This is a genomic window from Falsiroseomonas sp. E2-1-a4 (assembly GCF_051433165.1).
Taxonomy (GTDB): domain Bacteria; phylum Pseudomonadota; class Alphaproteobacteria; order Acetobacterales; family Acetobacteraceae; genus Falsiroseomonas.
Genome location: NZ_JBHMFS010000005.1, coordinates 236,152 through 255,025, shown reverse-complemented (window position 1 = coordinate 255,025; position 18,874 = coordinate 236,152). Strand labels below are relative to the sequence as shown.

The following is an 18,874-nucleotide window of genomic DNA, read 5'->3' as shown; positions in this document are numbered from 1 at the left end:
AAAACCTGTGCCCATCTCCAACCCCCGCGCGTTCGACGGTGTATTGCGCCGCCGGCTCGTGGCCTGGGCTATCGATGCGGCACTGGTGCTGATGCTGTCCTGGGTCGTCTGGGGCGAGGCGGCGCTGCTCGCGGTGTTCACCATTGGGCTGGCGGGCGGGCTGCTGCTGCTGCCTTATGCGATGATTCTCCCGATTCTGTACGGCACGCTCTCCATCGCCTCCCCACTCTCGGCGACGCCGGGCCAGGCGGTGATGGGGCTGGCGGTGAGGTCGGATGTGGATGGTTCGGCGCCAACGCTGGGGCAGGCCTTCACCTCCACCACCTTGTTTGCGCTGTCCTGGGCCGCTGGCGCCCTGCCGCTGCTGGCGGCGCTGTTCTCCTTCCGCAACCGCGCCCTGCACGACCTGTTTTCCGGCACGCTGGTGGTCCGCAGCGCCGTACTGGCGCAGCCGGAAAGAACACCGGGCTACGCTGCCGAGGATGGTTGATTTGCGGCTGGTGAAGGCCGAGACTATGTCTCAATCAGATGTTGCAACGCCCCGCACGCCGCCCCCAATTCTTTTACACCACCGCGCCTCTGCCCTGCCCCTACCTCGCCGGGCGGACGGAACGGAAGATCGTGACCGAGTTGTCGGGCGCGGAGGCCGAGCCGCTTCACGATAGGCTGTCGCGCGCAGGCTTCCGCCGCAGCCACAACATCGCCTATTCGCCGGTCTGTCCGGGCTGCCGCGCCTGCATCCCCATCCGCATCGTCGCAGGCGCCTTCCAGCCGGACCGCACCCAGCGCCGCATCTCCCGCCAGAACGCCGACCTGACCACGGCGGAACTGCCGGCGCGCGCGACAGCCGAGCAATTCGCCCTGTTCCAGCGCTACCAGGGCGCCCGCCACGGCGACGGCGACATGGCGGCGATGGGCTTCTACGATTACCGCGCCATGGTCGAGGACACGCCGATCACCACCGGCGTGGTGGAATTCCGCGACCCCACCGGGCGGCTGGTCGGCGCCTGCCTGACGGATTGGCTCTCGGATGGCCTGTCCGCCGTCTATTCCTTCTTCGAGGCCGATAGCGGCAAGCGCAGCCTGGGCACCTACACCATCCTGTGGCTGGTCGCCCGCGCCCGGGCGCTGGGCCTGCCCTTTGTCTATCTGGGCTACTGGGTGCCGCAGAGCGCCAAGATGTCCTACAAATCCCGCTTCCGGCCGAGCGAGACCCTGGCCGGCGGCGTCTGGCGGGTGCTGGCCGAGCACCAGGACCATGCCGAACCGCTGGCCCCGGACCACCAGGAAAAGCTGACCGTCACAGGCTGAGCTTCAGACCAGTATGGCGTGCCGGTTGCGCTGGCTATCCAGCTGCTGCGCCAGTTCCAGCGTCTTGAAGGGCGCCTTCTTGCCAGCCAGCAGCGCGGCGAGGGCCGCGCGGGCCTTCAGGTCGTTGCGGTACCATTGGTGCTGCACCACGTCCCATTCACTGCCGCCCTTGGCCAGGATGCGATCGCGCGAGCCCCAGTCGAGGCCGTTGAAGCAATCCACCACCTCCACCCCCGGCGGCAGGTCCGCCAGCGTCGTCGGCCCGTAGTGGCCGAGGCGGCGATTGCCGTTGGCGATCTGGCTGGCGACGGACAGGGTTGAGTCCGGGCTGATGCAGACCGTCACCTTCTCCGCCATCTGCGGCAGCAGGCGCAGTGGCTGGCCCGGCTCCAGCGCATCGCTGGCGACATCGGCGCTGACCAGCACGGCCTGGGCGAACAGCCCCTCCATTTCCCGCGTCAGCAGCCCGTTGTTCATCGCCTCCAACCCACAGGCCAGCGCGTGGTTGCCCATGCTGTGCGCCAGCAGCACCAGCCGCGGTGCCGCATCGCCCTGCCCGGCCCGGTTGCGGGCGCGCCAGACCTCCCGCAGCAGCCGGGCGAGCGCAGGGCCGGAGGCGGTGGCATCCCGCTGGTCGTCCAGATACTGCTCCCGCAATCCCGCATCGGCGGCGAACAGCCGCGGGTCCAGCAGGCGGCCGTCGGAAGGCCAGGAGAAGACCAGCGGCGCCAAGGCAAGTCCCTCGGCCTCATAGAACTCCTCAATCTGCGCGGCGCGTTGCAGCGCCTGGCTGAAGCTGTTGGAGAAGCCGTGGAGGTAGAACAGCGGCACGGCACCGCGCGCGGCGGCACTGGCCAGCCAGTCATCCAGCACGCGGGCGCAGGCACCGCCCACCGGATCGACGAAATCATCGTCGCCGGCAATCTCCGGCGCGCGCAGCAGGGTGCGCGGCGCCTCCGTGTCGATCGGGTCGCCGACCCAGCCCACCTCCGCCCGTCCGAGGAACAGCGGGTGGTGCGCGCCGGCCAGAAGGTCCGCATCCTGCGCGAACCCGTCCGACAGGCGCGGGCGGTTGGTTGCGAAGTGCAGGGTGGTACTGTCCCGCTTTGCAGACTTGGCGTGGGACTTCGGCGATTTCCGCTTCGGCATGTCCGCCCCCTGTTCTTCTGGGGGCGGATCGGATCATCCAGGCGGCCGGCTGTCCACCATCTTCTACACGCCGAACTTGCGCGACTTCGGGAAACGGTCCGGCGGCATGCGGCCGGCGCCGGCGCGCTGGCCGGTCCAGGTGCGGAGGTCCGTCTCCATCTTCACCCCGCCGCCATAGCGCCAAGCCAGGCCTTCCTTGGCGCTGAACACCTTGGCGTCGTTCAGCGTCGCGCCGTCCTTCAGCTGCATCAGCTGCACGCCGCGGCCGCGCGCCATTTCCGGCACCCGGGAGAGTGGGAAGACCAGCAGGCGGTTGTTGCTGCCGATGGTCGCCACGCTGTCGCCCTCGGCTGGCACACACAGCAGCGTCTCCACCGCCGCATCCACCACCAGCACCTGCTTGCCGGTGCGCTTTTCCGCCAGCAGCTCCTCCCCCTTCACCACGAAGCCCTTGCCGTCGGTCGCGGCGATCAGGAAGCGGCGGCCATCCTTGTGGACGAACAGCGTCACCACATCATCGCCATTGGACAGGTCCAGCAGCAGCCGCACCGGCTGGCCATCGCCGCGGCCGCGCGGGATGGTCTCGGCCTTCACGGTGTAGGCCTTGCCGTTGGTCGCCAGCACCACGATGCGATCCGTCGTCTCCGCATGCAGGGCGTATTTCAGGCTGTCGCCTTCCTTGAAGCGCAGCTCCGCATCGGCGCCCAGATGGCCCTTCTGCGCCCGAATCCAGCCCTTCTCGGACAGGATGACGGTAATCGGCTCGCGTTCGATGAAGGCGGTCTCGTCCACCACGGCGCCAGCCTCGATGGTGCCGGGGATGGTGCGGCGGCGGCCCAGCGTGGTGGCCTGGCCGAACTTGTCCCGCGTCGCGCGCACCTCATCGGCAATGGTGGCCCAGCGTTTTGCCTCGCTGGTCAGCAACCCGCGCAGCTTTGCCTGTTCGCGGCTGAGCTTCGTATGCTCCTTGCGGATTTCCATTTCCTCGAGCTTGCGCAACGCACGCAGCCGCATGTCGAGTATCGCGTTGGCCTGGGTTTCGTTCAGGCCGAAGGTGGCCATCAGCGCGTCCTTGGGCTTGTCCTCCTCCCGCACGATGCGGATCACTTCATCCAGGTTGAGATAGACAATCAGGTAGCCGTCGAGGATCTCCAGCCGCCGCGCGATCGCCGCCAGCCGGTGCTCCGACCGCCGCACCAGCACCACATGGCGGTGGTCCAGCCAGGAGCGCAGCACCTCCCGCAGCCCCATCACACGGGGCGTGCGGTTCGCGTCCAGCACGTTCATGTTGAGCGGAAAGCGGGTTTCGAGCTGGGTGTGACGGAACAGCGTCTCCATCAGCATCTTCGCATCGATGGCGCGGGTCTTCGGCTCCAGCACCAGCCGCACGACGTCCGTCGATTCATCCCGCACATCGCCGAGCAGCGGGAGCTTCTTCTCCTCCATCAGCGCCGCAATCTGCTCGATCAGGCGGGATTTCTGCACCTGGTAGGGAATTTCGGTGACGACGACCTGCCAGGTGCCGTTCTTCAGCGGCTCCACATTCCACTGCGCCCGCAACCGGAAGCCGCCACGGCCGGTGGCATAGGCCTCCCGCATCGATTCCGGGCTTTCCACCAGCAGCCCGCCGGTGGGGAAATCCGGCCCCTTCACATGCGCCAGAAGTTCATCGATGCCTGCCTCGGGGTTCTCGATCAGCACCAGCGCGGCGTCGCAGAGCTCCCCGGCATTGTGCGGCGGGATCGAGGTGGCCATGCCCACCGCGATGCCGGCCGCGCCATTGGCCAGCAGGTTCGGGAAGGCGGCGGCGAGCACCAGCGGTTCCTTTTCCTCGCCGTCATAGGTGGCGCGGAAATCGACCGCATTCTCCTCGATGCCCTCCAGCAGCGCCTGGGCGACCTCGGTGAGGCGGGCCTCCGTGTAGCGCATGGCCGCGGCGTTATCGCCGTCGATGTTACCGAAATTGCCCTGGCCCTCGACCAGCGGGTAGCGCGCCGCGAAATCCTGCGCCTGGCGGACCAGCGCCTCATAGATGCTGCTGTCGCCATGCGGATGATATTTGCCCATCACGTCGCCGACGATACGGGCGCATTTCTTGAAGCCGGCGGCGGGGTCGAGCTTCAACTGGTGCATGGCATAGAGCAGCCGCCGGTGCACCGGCTTCAGCCCGTCCCGCACATCGGGCAGGGAGCGGCTGACGATGGTGGACAGCGCATAGGCCAGGTAGCGCTCGGACAGGGCCGCCGCGAGCCCGGTCTCCCGCATGTCGCCACCCTCGGGCAGCGTCTTGATGTCATCCGGCATGGTTTGAGATTCGCGCTTCGTTCTTGTCCGAACCTCTTCTAGCGCAAGCCGGGCTTCCTGTTGAGGGGCAAGCTGCCGCGGCCAGCCTCACGCGGCAGCCGGCTGCGGTCCAAGCCGGGCCAGCAGGCCATCGATGCGCGCCAGGCTGGCCGGGTCGGGCTTGAAGATGAGCGCCAATTCACCGGGGCAACTGCGCACCACCCTCGCCGCAACCGGCTCCTCAGCCATTGGCCATTCGACCCGCACTTCGAGGCCAGGCTCAAGCACCGTCGGACAATCAAGGGCCATGCCGCCGCGGGACGCATCGCGGATCGTCAACGACTGCCTGGCCCCGCCCGCCAACAGCAGCGTCGCGCGGGCGCCGCCGCCAGGCAGTCGTTCATAGCCCCTGCGGTCGCTGGCGGCGCTGCCCATTGCCGCCAGAAAACCCCGCAATTCCTGCTCCAGCGCTGCGGAGGTCCGCGTCACCTCGTTCGCCGCCTGCTGCACAGCCTGTGCCGTGCCGTCGGCCTGCTGGACCGCGCCACGAACGTCCCGCATCGCCGCACTCGCCATGGCGTTGCGCTGCACCACCGCCTGCACGCTGGCGGCGATCTCGCGGGTTGCGCCCCCCTGCTGTTCCACCGCGGAGGCAATGCCGTCCGTAGCGCCGCTGACCTGCGCGATGGCCAGGCCGACCGCGCCGACCGCGCCGGCCGCATCGCTGGTGGCGGCCTGCATGGCGGCGATCTGGCTGCCGATCTGCTCTGTCGCCCGCGCGGTTTGGGCCGCAAGCTGCTTGACCTCGGAGGCGACGACGGCGAAGCCCTTGCCGGCATCGCCGGCCCGCGCCGCCTCGATCGTCGCGTTCAGCGCCAGCAGGTTGGTTTGCTGCGCGATGCCGGTAATCAGGCGCACAACCTCGCCGATCTCACCCGCCGCATGGGTCAGGCCGCGCACGGAGGCATCTGTGGCCGTTGCGCGGTCCTTTGCCTGACGCGCCTTGTCCGCCGCATCGCCGACCTGGCGGGCGATCTCGGCGATCGTCGCAGTCAGTTCTTCCGTCGCCGCGGCAACGGAGGCGAGGTCGTGCTGGCTGTCCTCGACGCCCTGCGCCGTGTTTGCCGCGCCCGCCTGGGTCAAGGACATGGCCTGCGCCATATCGCCAGCCGCCTGGCGCATGCCTTCGGATGATGCGGTGAGCGAGGCCATGACCCCCGCGACGGACCCGCCGAAATCCTGGGTATGGCGATCCATCGCCGCCTGCCGGCGCGCGGCCAGGGTTCGCATCTCGCCGGCCGCCTGCTCCACCCGCATCTTCTCCAGACCCTGAACACGAAACCCTTCCAGCGCACGGGCCAGGTCGCCAAACTCGTCCCGCCGACCAATCTCTGGCACCGGTGTCGCCAGGCCGCTTTCGCCCAAGCTGCGAGTGGCACCGATCAGCGTGGCGAGCGGCCGCGTGATGCTGCGCACCACCAACCCGACCAGCAGCGCCACGGCCAGGGCGACACCACCGGCCTGGGCGAGGCCGAACCAAAGGGCGTAGCGCTGCGCCGCGCGCAGGTCATCGACATAGAGACCCGTGCCAACGACCCAGTCCCAGGGCAGGAAACGCTGCACGTAGGAGAGCTTCTCGGTCGGCACGGCCGCCGCCTGGTTGGCGCCAGGGCGCGGCCAGAGATAGGGAACGACACCGGCACCGCGACTGCGCGCGGTCTCAGCGAAGGCGATGAACAGCGCAAGTCCGTTCGGATCCCGCACATTCGAGACGTCGCGCCCCTCCAGATCTGGCCGGAACGGGTGCATCACGACCCGGGGAAAAAGGTCGTTGATCCAGACATACTCGTTGTCGTGATAGCGAATGCCGCGCAGCGCCTCCGCCGCCAGGCGCTGCGCCTCGGCGCGCGGCATCCGGCCTTCCCGCTCCTCCGTATGGTAGTGGGCGAGAATACCGGTGGCCGATTCGCTGACGCTTTTGAGCACCGCGACACGCTCCGCCTCCAACCGTCCGATCTTGTCCGAGGTTTGCAGCGCCGCCAGCGCCATCAGCCCGACCATGGCGAACAGTGCGACAAGGTGAAGCCGGAAAGAGATGGTGGTCAGGCGTGGCTTGGTCATCATGGTGGTCGGTCCGTTCAGGAGACCGGTTCAGCATGCGACATGTGAGTAATGACTAGGTTAAGCCGACCCGGCCGGCCTCAGGCAGCCAGGCCAGCGACCCGATCCGTCAGCAGGTCCCGCGCCGCGGGCAAGCCGCGATTATGCACCCCGTACACGTCGCGGGCCAGGAAATGCCCGGTCAGCCGCAGTCCCGCCGCCCAATCCAGCGGCCCGGACGGCCCCTGGCCGAGCAGGAAGGCGGGCAGCGGCAGCAGCCGCTCGCGCCATTCCCCAGCGCCGGCGGAAGAGACGGCGCGGGCGGAACGCGGGGAGACGAAGGCCAGATCCTCCCGGCTGCCGGTGACCGCACAGGCCGAGAAATCCAGCCCATAGCCGAGATCCGCCAGCAATTCCGCCTCCCACCGCACCAGATCCGGCAGCGCCAGTTCGGTGCCGCGCGCCAGGGTGGCGATGAAGGCGACCAGGCCGTGGAAGATGCGCGGATGCGCCTCCCGCTCCGGCAGCGCCGATTCCGCCACAGCACAGGCGGAACGCAGTGCGGCGAGCGCCAGCGGGTCTTCCATCGCCAGTGCCGCGGCGGGGTGCACCAGTTCCGCGCTCAGCGCGCCGAGTTGTTCCGGCAGCCGCGCCACCCAGCGCGCCTCCACCAGATTGCCCGGCTGCCACAGCGCCGATTGGCCGCGGGAGGCACCGCCCTTGGCAAGCCCCGCATGGCGGCCGTGTTCCTCCGTCAGCAGCGTCGCGATGACGCCACCCTCGCCATGCGGGCGGATGTCGAGGATGATTGCCGGGGCGGTCCATTCGATGCTCACGCCAATAAGGTGGGCGCTTGGTGAGAGACTGAAAAGCGGCAGGCGCGGGAGAAACCATTGACGAAACCCCCCACGGCGGCGCGGGCCAATCCGAAGGGCGCCGCCGCGATGATCGGCGCGGTGACCGTGCCGCTGATGGCCTCCTCCGCCGCGCTGGTGCTGGCCAATCTGGTGCCGCTGGGCGGGGTGCTGCTGGGCTACTGGTCGGTCTATGAGATCGTGTTGCTGTTCTGGGCGGAAAACATCGTCATCGGCGTGATGGTGCTGCTGCGGATGGGCAGCCTGATGGTGCTGAAGCGCCTCTGGCCGATGGCCCTGGTGATGGGGTTCTTCACCCTGCACTACGGGCTGTTCACCTTCGTGCACGGCCAGTTCGTGGTCGGCATGCTGGGGCCGACGGGGCAGGAACTGGGTGGGGCGCTGGCCTTCCTGCTGGCGCCGGACGGGCTGCGCTGGGCGATGCTGGCCCTGCTGGCCAGCCACCTGTTCTCACTCGTGGTGAATTATCTGGGCCAGGGCGAATGGCGGCAGGCGGATGCCATCAGCCTGATGAAGCAGCCCTATCCGCGTATCATCGTGCTGCACCTGGTCATCATCCTGGGCGGCGCCGTGACCATGGCGTTGGGTTCGCCTTCGGCGCTGCTGGCCTTGCTGGTGGTGCTGAAGCTGGTGCTGGACCTTCGGGCGCACCGGGCGGAGCATAGTGCGGCCCAGGCACCGGCCGCCTGATCAGCCCGGGTCGTCGAGCCCCAGCGCGCGGATGCGGCCGCGTTCCTCGTCCCAGCCGGCGCGTTCCTTGACGTTGACGAACAGATGGATGCGCCGCTCCAGCAGCGCCTCCAGTTCGCGCCGCGCGGTCTGGCCGATGGATTTGATCTTGGCGCCGCCATCGCCGATCAGGATAGCTTTCTGGGTGGCGCGGGTGACGTAGATGGTCACGTCGATCCGGGCGCTGCCATCCTTGCGCTCTGCCCAGCTTTCCGTCTCCACCGTCGCGTGGTGGGGCACTTCCTCATGCGTCTGGCGCAGCACCTGTTCGCGCACGATCTCGGCGGCCAACATGCGCTGCGGCAGGTCGGAAAGATCGTCCTCCGGGAACAGCCACGGGCCTTCCGGCAGGCTGTTGGCCAGCACGGCCAGCACCTTGTCGAGACCCCGGCCCTTCAGGGCGGAGACCATGAAAGTCTCGGCAAAGGGCAGGATCTCGTTCAGGTCGCGCGACAGCGGCAGCAACCGGGTCGGATCCACCAGATCCGCCTTGTTGAGCAGCAGCATCGCCCGCCGGCCGCCCTTCTTCAGCTTCTCGGTGATCTGGCGCACCTCATCCGTCAGCCCGGCGCGGGCATCGACGATGAGCACGGCGAGGTCCGCATCCTGCGCGCCACCCCAGGCGGCGGCGACCATGGCACGGTCCAGCCGGCGGCGGGGGGCGAAGATGCCGGGCGTGTCCACCAGGATGATCTGCGCCTGGCCCTGCATGACCACGGCGCGGATGCGGAAGCGCGTGGTCTGCGGCTTGGGCGAGACGATCGAGACCTTGGTCCCCGTCAGCGCATTCACCAGCGTGGACTTGCCCGCGTTCGGCGCACCCACAATGGCCACCAGCCCGCAACGGCGCGGGCCTTCAGCCTCGATGGGGGTTTCCGTCTCGCTCATGCCGCGCCCAATACCTGCAAAAGTTGTTCAGCCGCCGCCTGTTCCGCGGCCCGCTTGTTGTCGCCTGTCGCCTCCGCCTCCCGCCCCGCCGCCACGGCGCGCACCAGAAACACGGGCGCATGCGGCGGGCCGCTGGTGGAGACCAGCACATAGTCCGGCAGTCCGAGCGCTCGCCCCAGCGTCCATTCCTGCAGCCGGCTTTTCGGCGAGGAAGGCGGGCGGGAGGAAACCTCCAGCAGCGATTCCCATTCCCGCCGGATCAGCGCCCGGGCGGCATCCAGACCGCCATCCACATACAACGCGCCGAGCAGCGCCTCCAGCGCATCCGCCACCACGGATTGCCGCGCCATCACCCCGGCCCGCTGTTCGCCGGGCGGCACCCGCAGTGCTGCGCCAAGGCCCATGCGTTCCGCCACGCGGCCGAGCGTCTCGGCCGAGACCAGCGCGCCCAGCCGCTTACCCAGCGCCCCTTCCCGCTCCTGCGGAAACCGCTCCGCCAGCCATTCGGCCATGATCAGCGCCAGCACCCGGTCGCCCAGGAATTCCAGCCTTTCATTGCTGTCGAGCTGCTGGCGGTTCGGGTCGGCGGAGGAGCGATGGGTCAGCGCCTCCACCAGCAATTCCGGCCGGGCGAAGTGGTGCGGCAGGGTGGCGGCGAAGCTGGTCAGTGCGGCGTCATGCGCGCTGCGGGTGGTCTCGGCCACCTCCGCCCGTTTCGCCTGCACCTTCACCCGCCGGCGCTGGCTGCGTTCCAGGCGCAGCGCCTCGTCCATCCGGTCGCGCAGCGACCCGGCCGGACCGTCCTCGGAAGGGTTCACCGCACCGCGCTGAGCAGGCGGCTCCAGCGGATTGCCGTTGGCCAGCCCCATACCTCCCACCAACGGGCGGAGCCATCGACGGAGAAGAAGATGAACTCCGCGCGGCCCACCAGGTTTTCGACCGGGATGAAGCCCACCGCATTCTGTGCCCGGCTGTCCAGGCTGTTGTCGCGGTTGTCACCCATGGCGAAGACATGGCCGGCCGGCACGACGTATTCCGAGGTGTTGTCGAAGGGCTGGTCGTCCGACATTTCGAGGATGTTGTGGGCATGCGACTCGACGCCCGGCTGCGGCGGCAGGATTTCGCGGTATTCGCGCACCACCAGGCGGGGCCCGTCGCCTTCCACCGTGAAGGGCCCGATCAGCTCGCGCCGCACCGCCTGGCCGTTCAGGTGCAGCACGCCGGCGCGGACCTGGATGCGGTCCCCGGGCAGGCCGATGATGCGCTTGATGTAGTCGGTGGCATTGTCCCGCGGCAGCTTGAACACCGCCACGTCGCCGCGCTGCGGCAGGCTGCCAAGGATGCGGCCGTCGAACAGGTTCGGGCTGAACGGCATGGAATGCCGCGAATAGCCGTAGGAATACTTCGAGACGAACAGGTAATCCCCCACCAGCAGCGTGGGGATCATGCTGCCGGACGGGATGTTGAAGGGCTCGAACGCAACGGTGCGGATGCCGATGGCAATCAGCCCGGCATAAACCACCGTCTTGATGGATTCGAGCCAGCCGCCCGACTTATGTTTGGCCATGGAGGGAATTTGCGCGGGCATCCTCAACGGACGCCCCAAATGCCGGACGCGTCTCTACGGGCGGGATAGAGCGCGAGGCGATGGGGCCTGTCAAGGAACGTGCCGTTACGCCGGCATCATGCGCGGCAGCGGCACCGCCGTGATGATGACCATGGCCTGCGCATAGGGGAACTCATCCGTCATGGTCAGCGCCACATGGGCGCCATGGCCCGGGGGGGTGATCGCCGCCAGCCGCGCCGCGGCACCGCCCGTCATCCGCAGGGTGGGCTGGCCGGAGGACAGGTTGACCACCCCCAGGTCGCGCCAAAAGACGCCCGCCCGGAAGCCGGTGCCGAGCGCCTTGGAGGCCGCCTCTTTCGCCGCATAGCGCTTGGCGTAGGTGGCGGCGCGGATCTTTTCGGTGCGCCGTTCGGCCTTCGCGCGCTCCGCCGGGGTGTAGATGCGGGCAAGGAAACGGTCGCCGTACTTGGCCATCACCCGCTCGATCCGGCGGATGTCGATGATGTCGCTGCCCAGGCCGATGATCATGAAGTCGCGCTAACCCTTCGACCGCTCGACCTGCGCCACGCCCTGCAGCGCCCGCAAGGCGGCAATGATGTTGGACAGGTGGCGGAGGTCCTGCACCTCCACATCCACCGCGATCTCCTGGAAATCCGGGCCGCGATGGACGATGCGGAGGTTCTCGATGGCGCCGTCCTGGCGCGCAATCGCATCCGTCACGGCGGACAGCGCGCCGCGGTCATTGGCGGTGACCACCTCGATCCGCCCGGTATGCGCCACGCCGACGCCGCCGCCGTAATCCCAGTCGATGTCGATGAAGCGCTCCGGGCTTTCGGCGAAGCCGGACAGGTTGTGGCAATCCGTCTTGTGGACGGTCACGCCCTTGCCCGTGGTGACGATGCCCAGGATGCGGTCACCCGGCAGCGGGTGGCAGCAGCCGGCGAAATGCACCTCCATCCCCGCCACCAGGCCGGTGATGCCCATGGTGACGTCGCGCTTGAAGCCGCCCTTGGCCAGCGGCACGGCGCGCGGGCGTGACCTTGCGAGGGGCAGCGAATCGGCCGCCCGCGGCGGGCCCCGCAGTTCCGGGTAGATGGCGTGCAGCACATCCTTGGCCGAGACGGCGCCGGCGGCGACCACCAGGCACAATTCCTCGAAGCTCGATTGCTTCAGCGCCTTCAGCGCTGGGTCCATCTGCTTCTCGGAGAATTCCACGCCCTCCGCCCGGAACACCTTGGCGATCGCGGCGCGGCCTTCCTGCTGCTGCTGCTGGCGCTGTTCGGCATGGACGAAGCGGCGGATGCGCGCGCGCGCCTTGCCGGTGACGACGAAGCGCGCCCATTGCGGGTTCGGCGTGCCGCCGCGCGCGGTGATGATCTCCACCTGGTCGCCGTTTTCCAGCGGCGTGCGCAGCGGCTTGATCTGGCCGTTGATCTTGGCGCCGACGCATTGGTCACCGACCTGGCTGTGCACCTGATAGGCGAAATCGACGCAGGTCGAACCCCGCGGCAGCGCGATGAGCTCGCCCTTCGGGGTGAAGCAGAACACCTCGTCCCGGTGCAGTTCGAGGCGCGTGGCGTCGAGGAATTCCTGCGGCTCGCTGGCCTGTTCCAGGATTTCCAGCAGCGCCTTCACCCAGGGGAATTTCTGCTGGTCGCGCGCGGCCTCGCCGCCCTGCTTGTAGATCCAGTGCGCCGCGACGCCGTATTCGGCGACCTCATGCATCTCCCGCGTGCGGATCTGCACCTCGATCTTGGCGTTGCGGCGTTCCGGTACCGTCAGGCCGGTGTGGATGGACTGGTAGCCGTTGGTCTTCGGCGTCGAGATGTAGTCCTTGAACCGCCCGGGCACGACCCGATAGGCCGAATGCAGCACCCCGAGCGCCTGGTAGCAGGCGGCCTGGTCCGGGACGATGACGCGGAAGGCCATGATGTCCGAGAGCTGCTCGAACTCGATGCTCTTGCCGTGCATCTTCAGCCAGATGGCATAGGGCGACTTCTCCCGCCCCGTCAGCTCCAGCAGGTTGATGCCAGCTTCCTCCAGCACCCGCTTCAGATCCTCCCGGATCTCGACGATCAGGTCGGCGCCCTGGCCATAGAGGAAGCCACGGCGGGCGACGATGGACTGGCTGGCATCCGGCTCCAGCTCGCGGAAGGCGAGCGTCTCCAGCTCAGTCTTCAGCGCATCCATGCCGATGCGCTCCGCCAGCGGGGCGAAGATTTCCATGGTCTCCCGCGCCGTCTTGCGGCGGCGGGCTTCCTGCGGGACGAAATGCAGCGTTTGCATGTTGTGCAGACGGTCCGCCAGCTTCACCAGCAGCACCCGGATGTCTTCCGACATCGCCAGGACCAGCTTCCGAAAATTCTCGGCCTGCTTGGTGCGCTCGGATTGCAGTTCGAGGCGGGTCAGCTTGGTGACGCCATCCACCAGCCGGGCGACTTCCTTGCCGAAGCGCTTTTCCAGCTCCGCCAGTCCGACCTTGGTATCTTCCGCCACGTCATGCAGCAGCGCGGTGGCGATGGAGGCCGCGTCCAGCCGGTACTGCACCAGTGTGCGGGCCACGGCGACGGGATGGATGATGTAGGGGTCGCCGTTGTCCCGCTTCTGCCCCTCATGCGCGGCGCAGGCGGTGACCCAGGCGCGTTCGATGAGGGAGGTATCCGCCCGCGGCGCATAGGCCGAGACAAGGCGGGCAAGTTCCTGGCCGATGGTCTCGCCGGCCGGCGGAGACCCGGCGGGCAGCAGGGCCGGCGCCGGCGGCGGTGGCTCCAGCGAAAGACCCGCGGGGGGATCGCCGGGCGTGTTCATTCGCGGCCCCGTGAGGCCGTTGGCGGGTGCGCGGCGGCGGTAGCGCCGCTGCGCATTCGCCCTGGCGTCAGCGCTTTCCGCCGAGTTCGGCAGCGATCGCCGCCTCGATATCGTCGGGCGAGAGATCTTCCAGGCCGGCACCCTCGCCGATCGCTTCCTCGTTCACGTCCATGACGCCGAAAATGTTCTCGTCGGTGGCGATGAGGTCGAGCACCTCCTCCTCCGCCGGCTCCGGCTCCGGCGCGCGCTGGAGCGACTTGACCAGATCCGCCTGGAGCAGGTCGAGGTCGACCGTGCCCTCGGCGATCTCGCGCAGGGCGACGACGGGGTTCTTGTCATTGTCCCGCTCGACCGTCAGTTCCTCGCCCCGGCTGACATTGCGGGCGCGCTGCGCCGCGTGCAGGACCAGTTCGAAGCGGTTGGGGACGCGGAGGATGCAGTCCTCGACAGTAACGCGCGCCATGGCGGCTCCAATCCCGATGCGGGGGGAATAGTCCGGGTAACCCGAAGCGCGGCGACTGCGCGCGGGACTCCCCTCCCCACCCTATGGTGAACGCTCCATGTAGCCAGCCGGGGCCAATTACGCAAGAACCCGGACACCCTCCTGGTCAGTGGTTCCCAGCAAAGCCGCCGCGGTCACACCAAGCCGGGGATGCACCCAGCCCGGCGCCACATCGGCCAGCGGGGCCAAGACGAAGGCGCGAAGATGGGCGCGCGGGTGCGGCAGGATCGGGTCCGGTGCGTCGCGCAGCGCACCATCCAGGTCGATCAAATCCAGGTCCAGCGTGCGCGGTGCATTGGGATAGGGCCGCACCCGGCCGAAGCGGTGCTCGATTCGCTGCAATTCCGCCAGCAGCGCGGCCGGGTCGGGTGGCGCGGCGCCGGGGTGCGGGGCGAGGCGCGCCACGCCGTTTACGTAATCCGGCACGCCGGGGCTGGGCGGCACCGGCGCGGTGCCGTACCAGCGGGACAGGGCCCGCAATCGCAGTCCGGGCAACGTATCCAGCAGCGCCGCGGCGGCACGGCAGGTCTCCAGCGCATCCCGCCCATCCGGGCCGGGCAGGTTGGCGCCAAGGGCGATCAGGATCATGTTCGGCGCCATACAAGCCGCAGCCGCGAAAGACCACGCCTTGCCCCTGCCGGAGACGCCCAGCCACGACTGCCCGCTCTGCCCGCGCCTGGTCGCCTATCGGCTGGAGAACCGCGCCAAATGGCCGGAGTGGCACAATGGCCCTGTTCCATGCTGGGGGCACAGTGAGGCCAGGCTGCTGGTGCTGGGCCTTGCGCCGGGCGTCCGCGGTGCCAACCGCACCGGCCGGCCCTTCACAGGCGACCATGCCGGCAGGCTGCTTTATGCGACGCTGCTGAAATACGGGCTGGCCACGGGCGAATACCGGGAGGATCCGAAAGACGGGATGGAGCTGCGCGGCGTCCGCATCGCCAATGCCGTGCGCTGCGTGCCGCCGGAGAATCTGCCGACACCGGCGGAGATCACCACCTGCAACCGCTTCGTCCTGGCGGAACGGCTGGCGATGCCGGGTCTGCGCGTGGTTCTGGCGCTGGGGTTGGTGGCGCATAACGCGCTGCTGAAAAGCCACCGGATTCCGGTCGCCCGCTACAAATTCGCCCATGGCGCACAGCACACGCTGCCGGATGGCGTGGTGCTGGCCAACAGCTATCATGTCAGTCGCTACAACACGAATACGGGCCGCCTGACCACGGAAATGTTCGAATCCGCGGTGCGGGCGATCCTGCCCCTGCTGCAATAGGGGCTTGGCTGGTCAGGAGCGCGGCGGAACCGCGCCCCCGGACCGGATCAGCGCAGCCCGATGAAGCTCAGGATGGCAATAACGATAACCACGGCGCCAACAATGTAGACGATGCTGTTCATGGGATGTCCCTCGGTTCACGACGACGGGACAACGAGGCAGCAGCGGCAGAGTTGCAGACTTCGTTTCACCCCACCGCAGATTGCGTCAAAGCAGTCTCCACCGCCTGTACCAGCACCGGGTTCGATGGATTGACCGAGGTGGGAAAGGCGCGCACTGCCATCCCGTCTCGCGCGACCAGATATTTGTGAAAATTCCAGCGCGGCGGCCCACCGGCCCGCGCTGCCAGCCAGGCGAATAGCGGGTGCGCTCGCGGCCCACGCACCTCCGTCAGCCCAGCCATGGGAAAGGTGATGCCATAGACCGTCTCGCAGAATTCCCGGATCTTCGCCGCGTCCGTGTTCTCCTGACGGAAATCGTTTGAGGGCACGCCGATAACGCTGAAGCCGCGCCCGGCGAAGCGGTCATGCAGCGCCTGCAGCCCCTCATATTGCGGGGTGTAGCCGCAGAAGCTGGCGGTGTTCACCACCATCAGCGCGTGGCCCTGGAAATCCGCCAGCGCCAATGGCCCGCCTTCCAGCGCATCCAGCCGGAAATCGAAGATGGTGGGTGCGGGTGCGGCGGCCATCAGCAGGGGCGTGGCCAGGATCGCACGTCGCGAAAGCTCAGCCATAGCGTTCCTCCATCCAGGGATCGCCCCGATTGTGATAGCCGCGCACCTCCCAGAATCCGGGCCGGTCCTCGCGCAGCAATTCGATGCGGGTCAGCCATTTCGGGCTTTTCCAGAAATACAGATGCGGCACCACCAACCGCAGCGGCCCGCCATGCTGCCGTTCCAGCGGCGCACCCGCCCATGCATGCGCGACCAGGTTTTCCGGCCGGGCAAAATCCTCGATCGCGAGGTTGGTGGTGTAGCCATCATAGCTGGTGAGCGCGACGAAACGCGCCTCGTCCTTCGGCCGCGCGAGCGCCAGCAGATCGGGCACCGGCACGCCGTCCCAGGCATTGTCGTAGCGCGACCATTGGGTGACGCAGTGGATGTCGTTCGTCCGGCTGGCCTGTGGCAAGGCCCGGAACTCAGCCAGCGTCAGTCGCAGCGGCGCGGCCACCAGACCCTCGATCCGCAGGCGGTACTTCTCCACGCTGACATCCGGCTGCACGCCAAGGTCGAGGACCGGAAAATCCGTCACCAGGCGCTGGCCCGGCGGCAGGCGCGCGGTCTCCGGCGTGGCGGTGGTACCGGTCAACAGTCGCCCTTCCCGCGCCCACTCCTGCTTGGCCTCCACAAGCTTATCGCGGAGCTTGCCCGTCAGCGGAATGTCTTCGTTGTCAGGCATGGGGATCTCCTGCTGCGATAGGTACCGTGACAGGGGCGAGTTGCAAGAGGGGGCCGCCTGACACCCATTCCTCTCCGAAACAATCCGGATGGTGATGCGGGGTTGCGAGGGCCGGTTGCATCGGCCATCCGATTGAACATGACCCGCATACACTGCCTGCTGCTTGTCTGCGCCACCGCCCTGCCCGGCTGCGGCGCGCTGCTATCCGAGGGCACGGGTGCCGCCGCCGGCATCGGCAGCGCCAGCCTGGCGGAGGCGGTGGGCGCCAGCGCGGCGGCCACCACCGGAATCGGCATTGGCGTGCAGGCGGGCGCGCGGGCCGGGCTGCAATACGCCCAGCGACGCACCCAGCGCAGCGCCCAGCTGCGGTTGGCCGCCACCGCCGGGCCGCTGGAGGTGGGCCAGGTCGCCGCCTGGTCCGTGAACCACACCATCCCGTTGCAGCCGGATGAGGCCGGCGAGGTTGCGGTGACGCGGCAGATCACGGCCGGCACGCTGGATTGCAAGGAGATCGTGTTCTCCGTGGTCGAGCCGGAGACCCGCCGCTTTTACACCGCGACCATCTGCCGCGACGACACCACCTGGCGCTGGGCCTCCGCCGAACCTGCCACGGAACGCTGGGGCAGCCTGCAGTGAGGCGTCTCGCGGTGGCGGGTCTCGCCGCGATGCTGGCGGGCTGCGGCCAGGTGGCGGATTTGTCCGGCGCAGTGGCCGGGGGCGGCGCGGCATTGGCCAGCAGCAACCCGGCGGTTGGCTATGCCATCGGCATGAGCGTGCGCGCTGGCGTCACCGCCGGGATGCAGACGGTGATGCGCCGCCGGCAGCGGGCGGAACAGGACGCGCTGGCGGAGGCGATCGGCGGCCTCGACCCCGGCGAGGCCGGGTCCTGGCAGGTGCGCCACTTCATCCCGATCGGCAACCGCAGCGGCCAGGTGCGACTGGTGCGGGTCATCGACAACCCGCTGGCGGAGTGCCGGGAGGCTGCCTTCGCGATCGAGGGCGAGGGCCAGTGGTTCGTCACCACCGCCTGCCGCCAGGATTCGGGCTGGAAATGGGCCGCCGCGGAACCGGCGACGGAACGCTGGGGCGGTCTGCAGTAGCAACTACCGGGGCGCGTAGCCTTCGACGCGCAGGAATGTCTCCACCACCGGTCCCCACATCGCGCTGCCGCCAGGGCCGAAGAACAGGCTGTGGCCATCGCGGCCGAAGGGCGGCATCGGCTGGAAGCGGGCGCGGCCGCCGGAATCGGTGAAGGCGCGGTGCAGGGCGCCAGCGAGGTCCGGGCCGAAGAAACTGTCATTGGCCGTGTAGACCCACAGCGTCGGCAGCCGTGCCGTGCGGCCGAACTCGCCTGCGGCCGCTACCAGGCGCGGCGCAGCGCAGACCGCATTGGCCTGGCCACCGGCCCAGCCACCGCGGCCGCCTGCCATGTTCACCACTGCCGCCAGCTCCTCCGGCGGGTTTGCCGCCAGGGCCAGCGCGCCCCAGCCACCAGCGGATTGGCCCACCACGAGCACGCCCTGCGGCCTGATGCCCGGCAGGCGGCTTCCATGCGCCACCGCCGCGGCAATATCCCGCGCCGTCTGCCGCGCGGCCGCCGCATAATCCGGGCTGGCGCAGTTGCCAAAGCCCTCGGCCCAACCGCCTGTACCGGCGCCATAGCCGCGCCGCAGCGGCAGCAACACGGCGAAGCCGCGATCGAGAAACCAGCGCACCGCCTCCGCCGTGCAGGGCTGCGGCCGCATCGCGCCGCGGGCGGCGGCCTGGCCGGGGGAGCCATGGTTGATGATGGCCAGCGGTACCGGCCCGCCGATTTCTGGCCGGCATAGCCGAGCCTCGATGCTGCGGCCGGTGCCAGGTACGGGAATGCTGTGCAGTGTGGGGTCAGGTGTCGCGGCGCAGGCGGTGAGGATAAGGGCCAGCAGGGTTCCGCGCATCCTCAACCCAATCCAGATCTCGAAGTCCGTTGACACCGTTACGGGTCGATTATCATGATGA

20 protein-coding genes are annotated in these 18,874 nt (G+C 68.6%); 6 read left to right on the top strand and 14 right to left on the bottom strand.

Annotated elements, in window-relative coordinates; all coding sequences use genetic code 11:
* Positions 1-7 precede the first annotated feature (7 nt).
* Both ACFHNC_RS08060 and ACFHNC_RS08055 read left to right on the top strand, forming a co-directional pair.
* A complete protein-coding gene (locus ACFHNC_RS08060) occupies positions 8-490 on the top strand; it encodes an RDD family protein (protein WP_437168703.1) in 483 nt (160 codons plus the stop codon).
* A 38-nt stretch (positions 491-528) separates the two neighbouring features.
* Positions 529-1,311: an arginyltransferase gene (locus ACFHNC_RS08055; RefSeq protein WP_437168702.1), complete on the top strand. Its 783-nt coding sequence runs from the start codon at positions 529-531 to the stop codon at positions 1,309-1,311.
* Between the two features lie 3 nt (positions 1,312-1,314).
* Here ACFHNC_RS08055 and ACFHNC_RS08050 read toward each other — a convergent pair whose 3' ends face one another.
* The 4 genes from ACFHNC_RS08050 to recO all read right to left on the bottom strand — a co-directional run bounded on the left by ACFHNC_RS08050 (position 1,315) and on the right by recO (position 7,673).
* Positions 1,315-2,460, bottom strand: a complete 1,146-nt coding sequence (locus ACFHNC_RS08050; protein WP_437168701.1) for an alpha/beta hydrolase — start codon at positions 2,458-2,460, stop codon at positions 1,315-1,317.
* A 63-nt stretch (positions 2,461-2,523) separates the two neighbouring features.
* Positions 2,524-4,764, bottom strand: coding sequence for a DNA topoisomerase IV subunit A (gene parC / locus ACFHNC_RS08045; protein WP_437168700.1), 2,241 nt, complete (start codon positions 4,762-4,764; stop codon positions 2,524-2,526).
* Positions 4,765-4,851: 87 nt separating this feature from the next.
* On the bottom strand, positions 4,852-6,867 hold the full coding sequence (locus tag ACFHNC_RS08040; RefSeq protein WP_437168699.1) for a cache domain-containing protein: 2,016 nt from the start codon (positions 6,865-6,867) through the stop codon (positions 4,852-4,854).
* A gap of 77 nt (positions 6,868-6,944) precedes the next feature.
* Positions 6,945-7,673, bottom strand: a complete 729-nt coding sequence (gene recO, locus ACFHNC_RS08035) for a DNA repair protein RecO (protein WP_437168718.1) — start codon at positions 7,671-7,673, stop codon at positions 6,945-6,947.
* Between the two features lie 63 nt (positions 7,674-7,736).
* On the opposite strand from recO, the gene ACFHNC_RS08030 reads away from it, so the two are divergent.
* On the top strand, positions 7,737-8,408 hold the full coding sequence (locus ACFHNC_RS08030; protein WP_437168698.1) for a DUF6498-containing protein: 672 nt from the start codon (positions 7,737-7,739) through the stop codon (positions 8,406-8,408).
* Here ACFHNC_RS08030 and era read toward each other — a convergent pair whose 3' ends face one another.
* The 7 genes from era to folK form a co-directional block, all read right to left on the bottom strand.
* Positions 8,409-9,335: a GTPase Era gene (gene era, locus ACFHNC_RS08025; protein WP_437168697.1), complete on the bottom strand. Its 927-nt coding sequence runs from the start codon at positions 9,333-9,335 to the stop codon at positions 8,409-8,411.
* A complete protein-coding gene (rnc, locus tag ACFHNC_RS08020) occupies positions 9,332-10,060 on the bottom strand; it encodes a ribonuclease III (RefSeq protein ID WP_437168717.1) in 729 nt (242 codons plus the stop codon). The genes era and rnc overlap by 4 nt, the downstream gene beginning before the upstream one ends.
* A gap of 89 nt (positions 10,061-10,149) precedes the next feature.
* Positions 10,150-10,902 carry a signal peptidase I gene (gene lepB, locus ACFHNC_RS08015; RefSeq protein ID WP_437168696.1) on the bottom strand — a complete coding sequence of 251 codons (753 nt, stop codon included), beginning with the start codon at positions 10,900-10,902 and terminating at the stop codon, positions 10,150-10,152.
* Between the two features lie 105 nt (positions 10,903-11,007).
* Positions 11,008-11,430 carry a holo-ACP synthase gene (gene acpS, locus ACFHNC_RS08010; RefSeq protein WP_437168695.1) on the bottom strand — a complete coding sequence of 141 codons (423 nt, stop codon included), beginning with the start codon at positions 11,428-11,430 and terminating at the stop codon, positions 11,008-11,010.
* A gap of 9 nt (positions 11,431-11,439) precedes the next feature.
* Complete coding sequence (locus ACFHNC_RS08005; protein ID WP_437168694.1) at positions 11,440-13,710, bottom strand: RelA/SpoT family protein; 2,271 nt, start codon at positions 13,708-13,710, stop codon at positions 11,440-11,442.
* 67 nt (positions 13,711-13,777) lie between these two features.
* On the bottom strand, positions 13,778-14,173 hold the full coding sequence (gene rpoZ, locus ACFHNC_RS08000; RefSeq protein WP_168052456.1) for a DNA-directed RNA polymerase subunit omega: 396 nt from the start codon (positions 14,171-14,173) through the stop codon (positions 13,778-13,780).
* Positions 14,174-14,290: 117 nt separating this feature from the next.
* A complete protein-coding gene (folK, locus tag ACFHNC_RS07995) occupies positions 14,291-14,800 on the bottom strand; it encodes a 2-amino-4-hydroxy-6-hydroxymethyldihydropteridine diphosphokinase (protein WP_437168693.1) in 510 nt (169 codons plus the stop codon).
* Here folK and ACFHNC_RS07990 point away from each other — a divergent pair.
* A complete protein-coding gene (locus ACFHNC_RS07990) occupies positions 14,799-15,479 on the top strand; it encodes a uracil-DNA glycosylase (RefSeq protein ID WP_437168692.1) in 681 nt (226 codons plus the stop codon). The two genes, folK and ACFHNC_RS07990, sit on opposite strands and share 2 nt — an antisense overlap.
* Before the next feature lie 187 nt (positions 15,480-15,666).
* On the opposite strand, the gene ACFHNC_RS07985 is transcribed toward ACFHNC_RS07990, so the two are convergent.
* Both ACFHNC_RS07985 and ACFHNC_RS07980 read right to left on the bottom strand, forming a co-directional pair.
* Positions 15,667-16,212, bottom strand: coding sequence for a glutathione peroxidase (locus ACFHNC_RS07985; protein WP_437168691.1), 546 nt, complete (start codon positions 16,210-16,212; stop codon positions 15,667-15,669).
* Positions 16,205-16,876, bottom strand: coding sequence for a sulfite oxidase-like oxidoreductase (locus tag ACFHNC_RS07980; RefSeq protein ID WP_437168690.1), 672 nt, complete (start codon positions 16,874-16,876; stop codon positions 16,205-16,207). Before ACFHNC_RS07980 ends, ACFHNC_RS07985 begins: the two co-directional genes overlap by 8 nt.
* A gap of 138 nt (positions 16,877-17,014) precedes the next feature.
* Between ACFHNC_RS07980 and ACFHNC_RS07975 the strand changes: the two genes are divergently transcribed.
* The gene (locus tag ACFHNC_RS07975) at positions 17,015-17,512 is read left to right on the top strand and encodes a hypothetical protein (protein WP_437168689.1); all 498 of its coding nucleotides are present in this window, start codon (positions 17,015-17,017) and stop codon (positions 17,510-17,512) included.
* The gene (locus ACFHNC_RS07970) at positions 17,509-17,976 is read left to right on the top strand and encodes a hypothetical protein (RefSeq protein ID WP_437168688.1); all 468 of its coding nucleotides are present in this window, start codon (positions 17,509-17,511) and stop codon (positions 17,974-17,976) included. Before ACFHNC_RS07975 ends, ACFHNC_RS07970 begins: the two co-directional genes overlap by 4 nt.
* A 3-nt stretch (positions 17,977-17,979) precedes the next feature.
* On the opposite strand, the gene ACFHNC_RS07965 is transcribed toward ACFHNC_RS07970, so the two are convergent.
* The gene (locus ACFHNC_RS07965) at positions 17,980-18,813 is read right to left on the bottom strand and encodes an alpha/beta hydrolase family protein (protein WP_437168687.1); all 834 of its coding nucleotides are present in this window, start codon (positions 18,811-18,813) and stop codon (positions 17,980-17,982) included.
* Positions 18,814-18,874 lie beyond the last annotated feature (61 nt).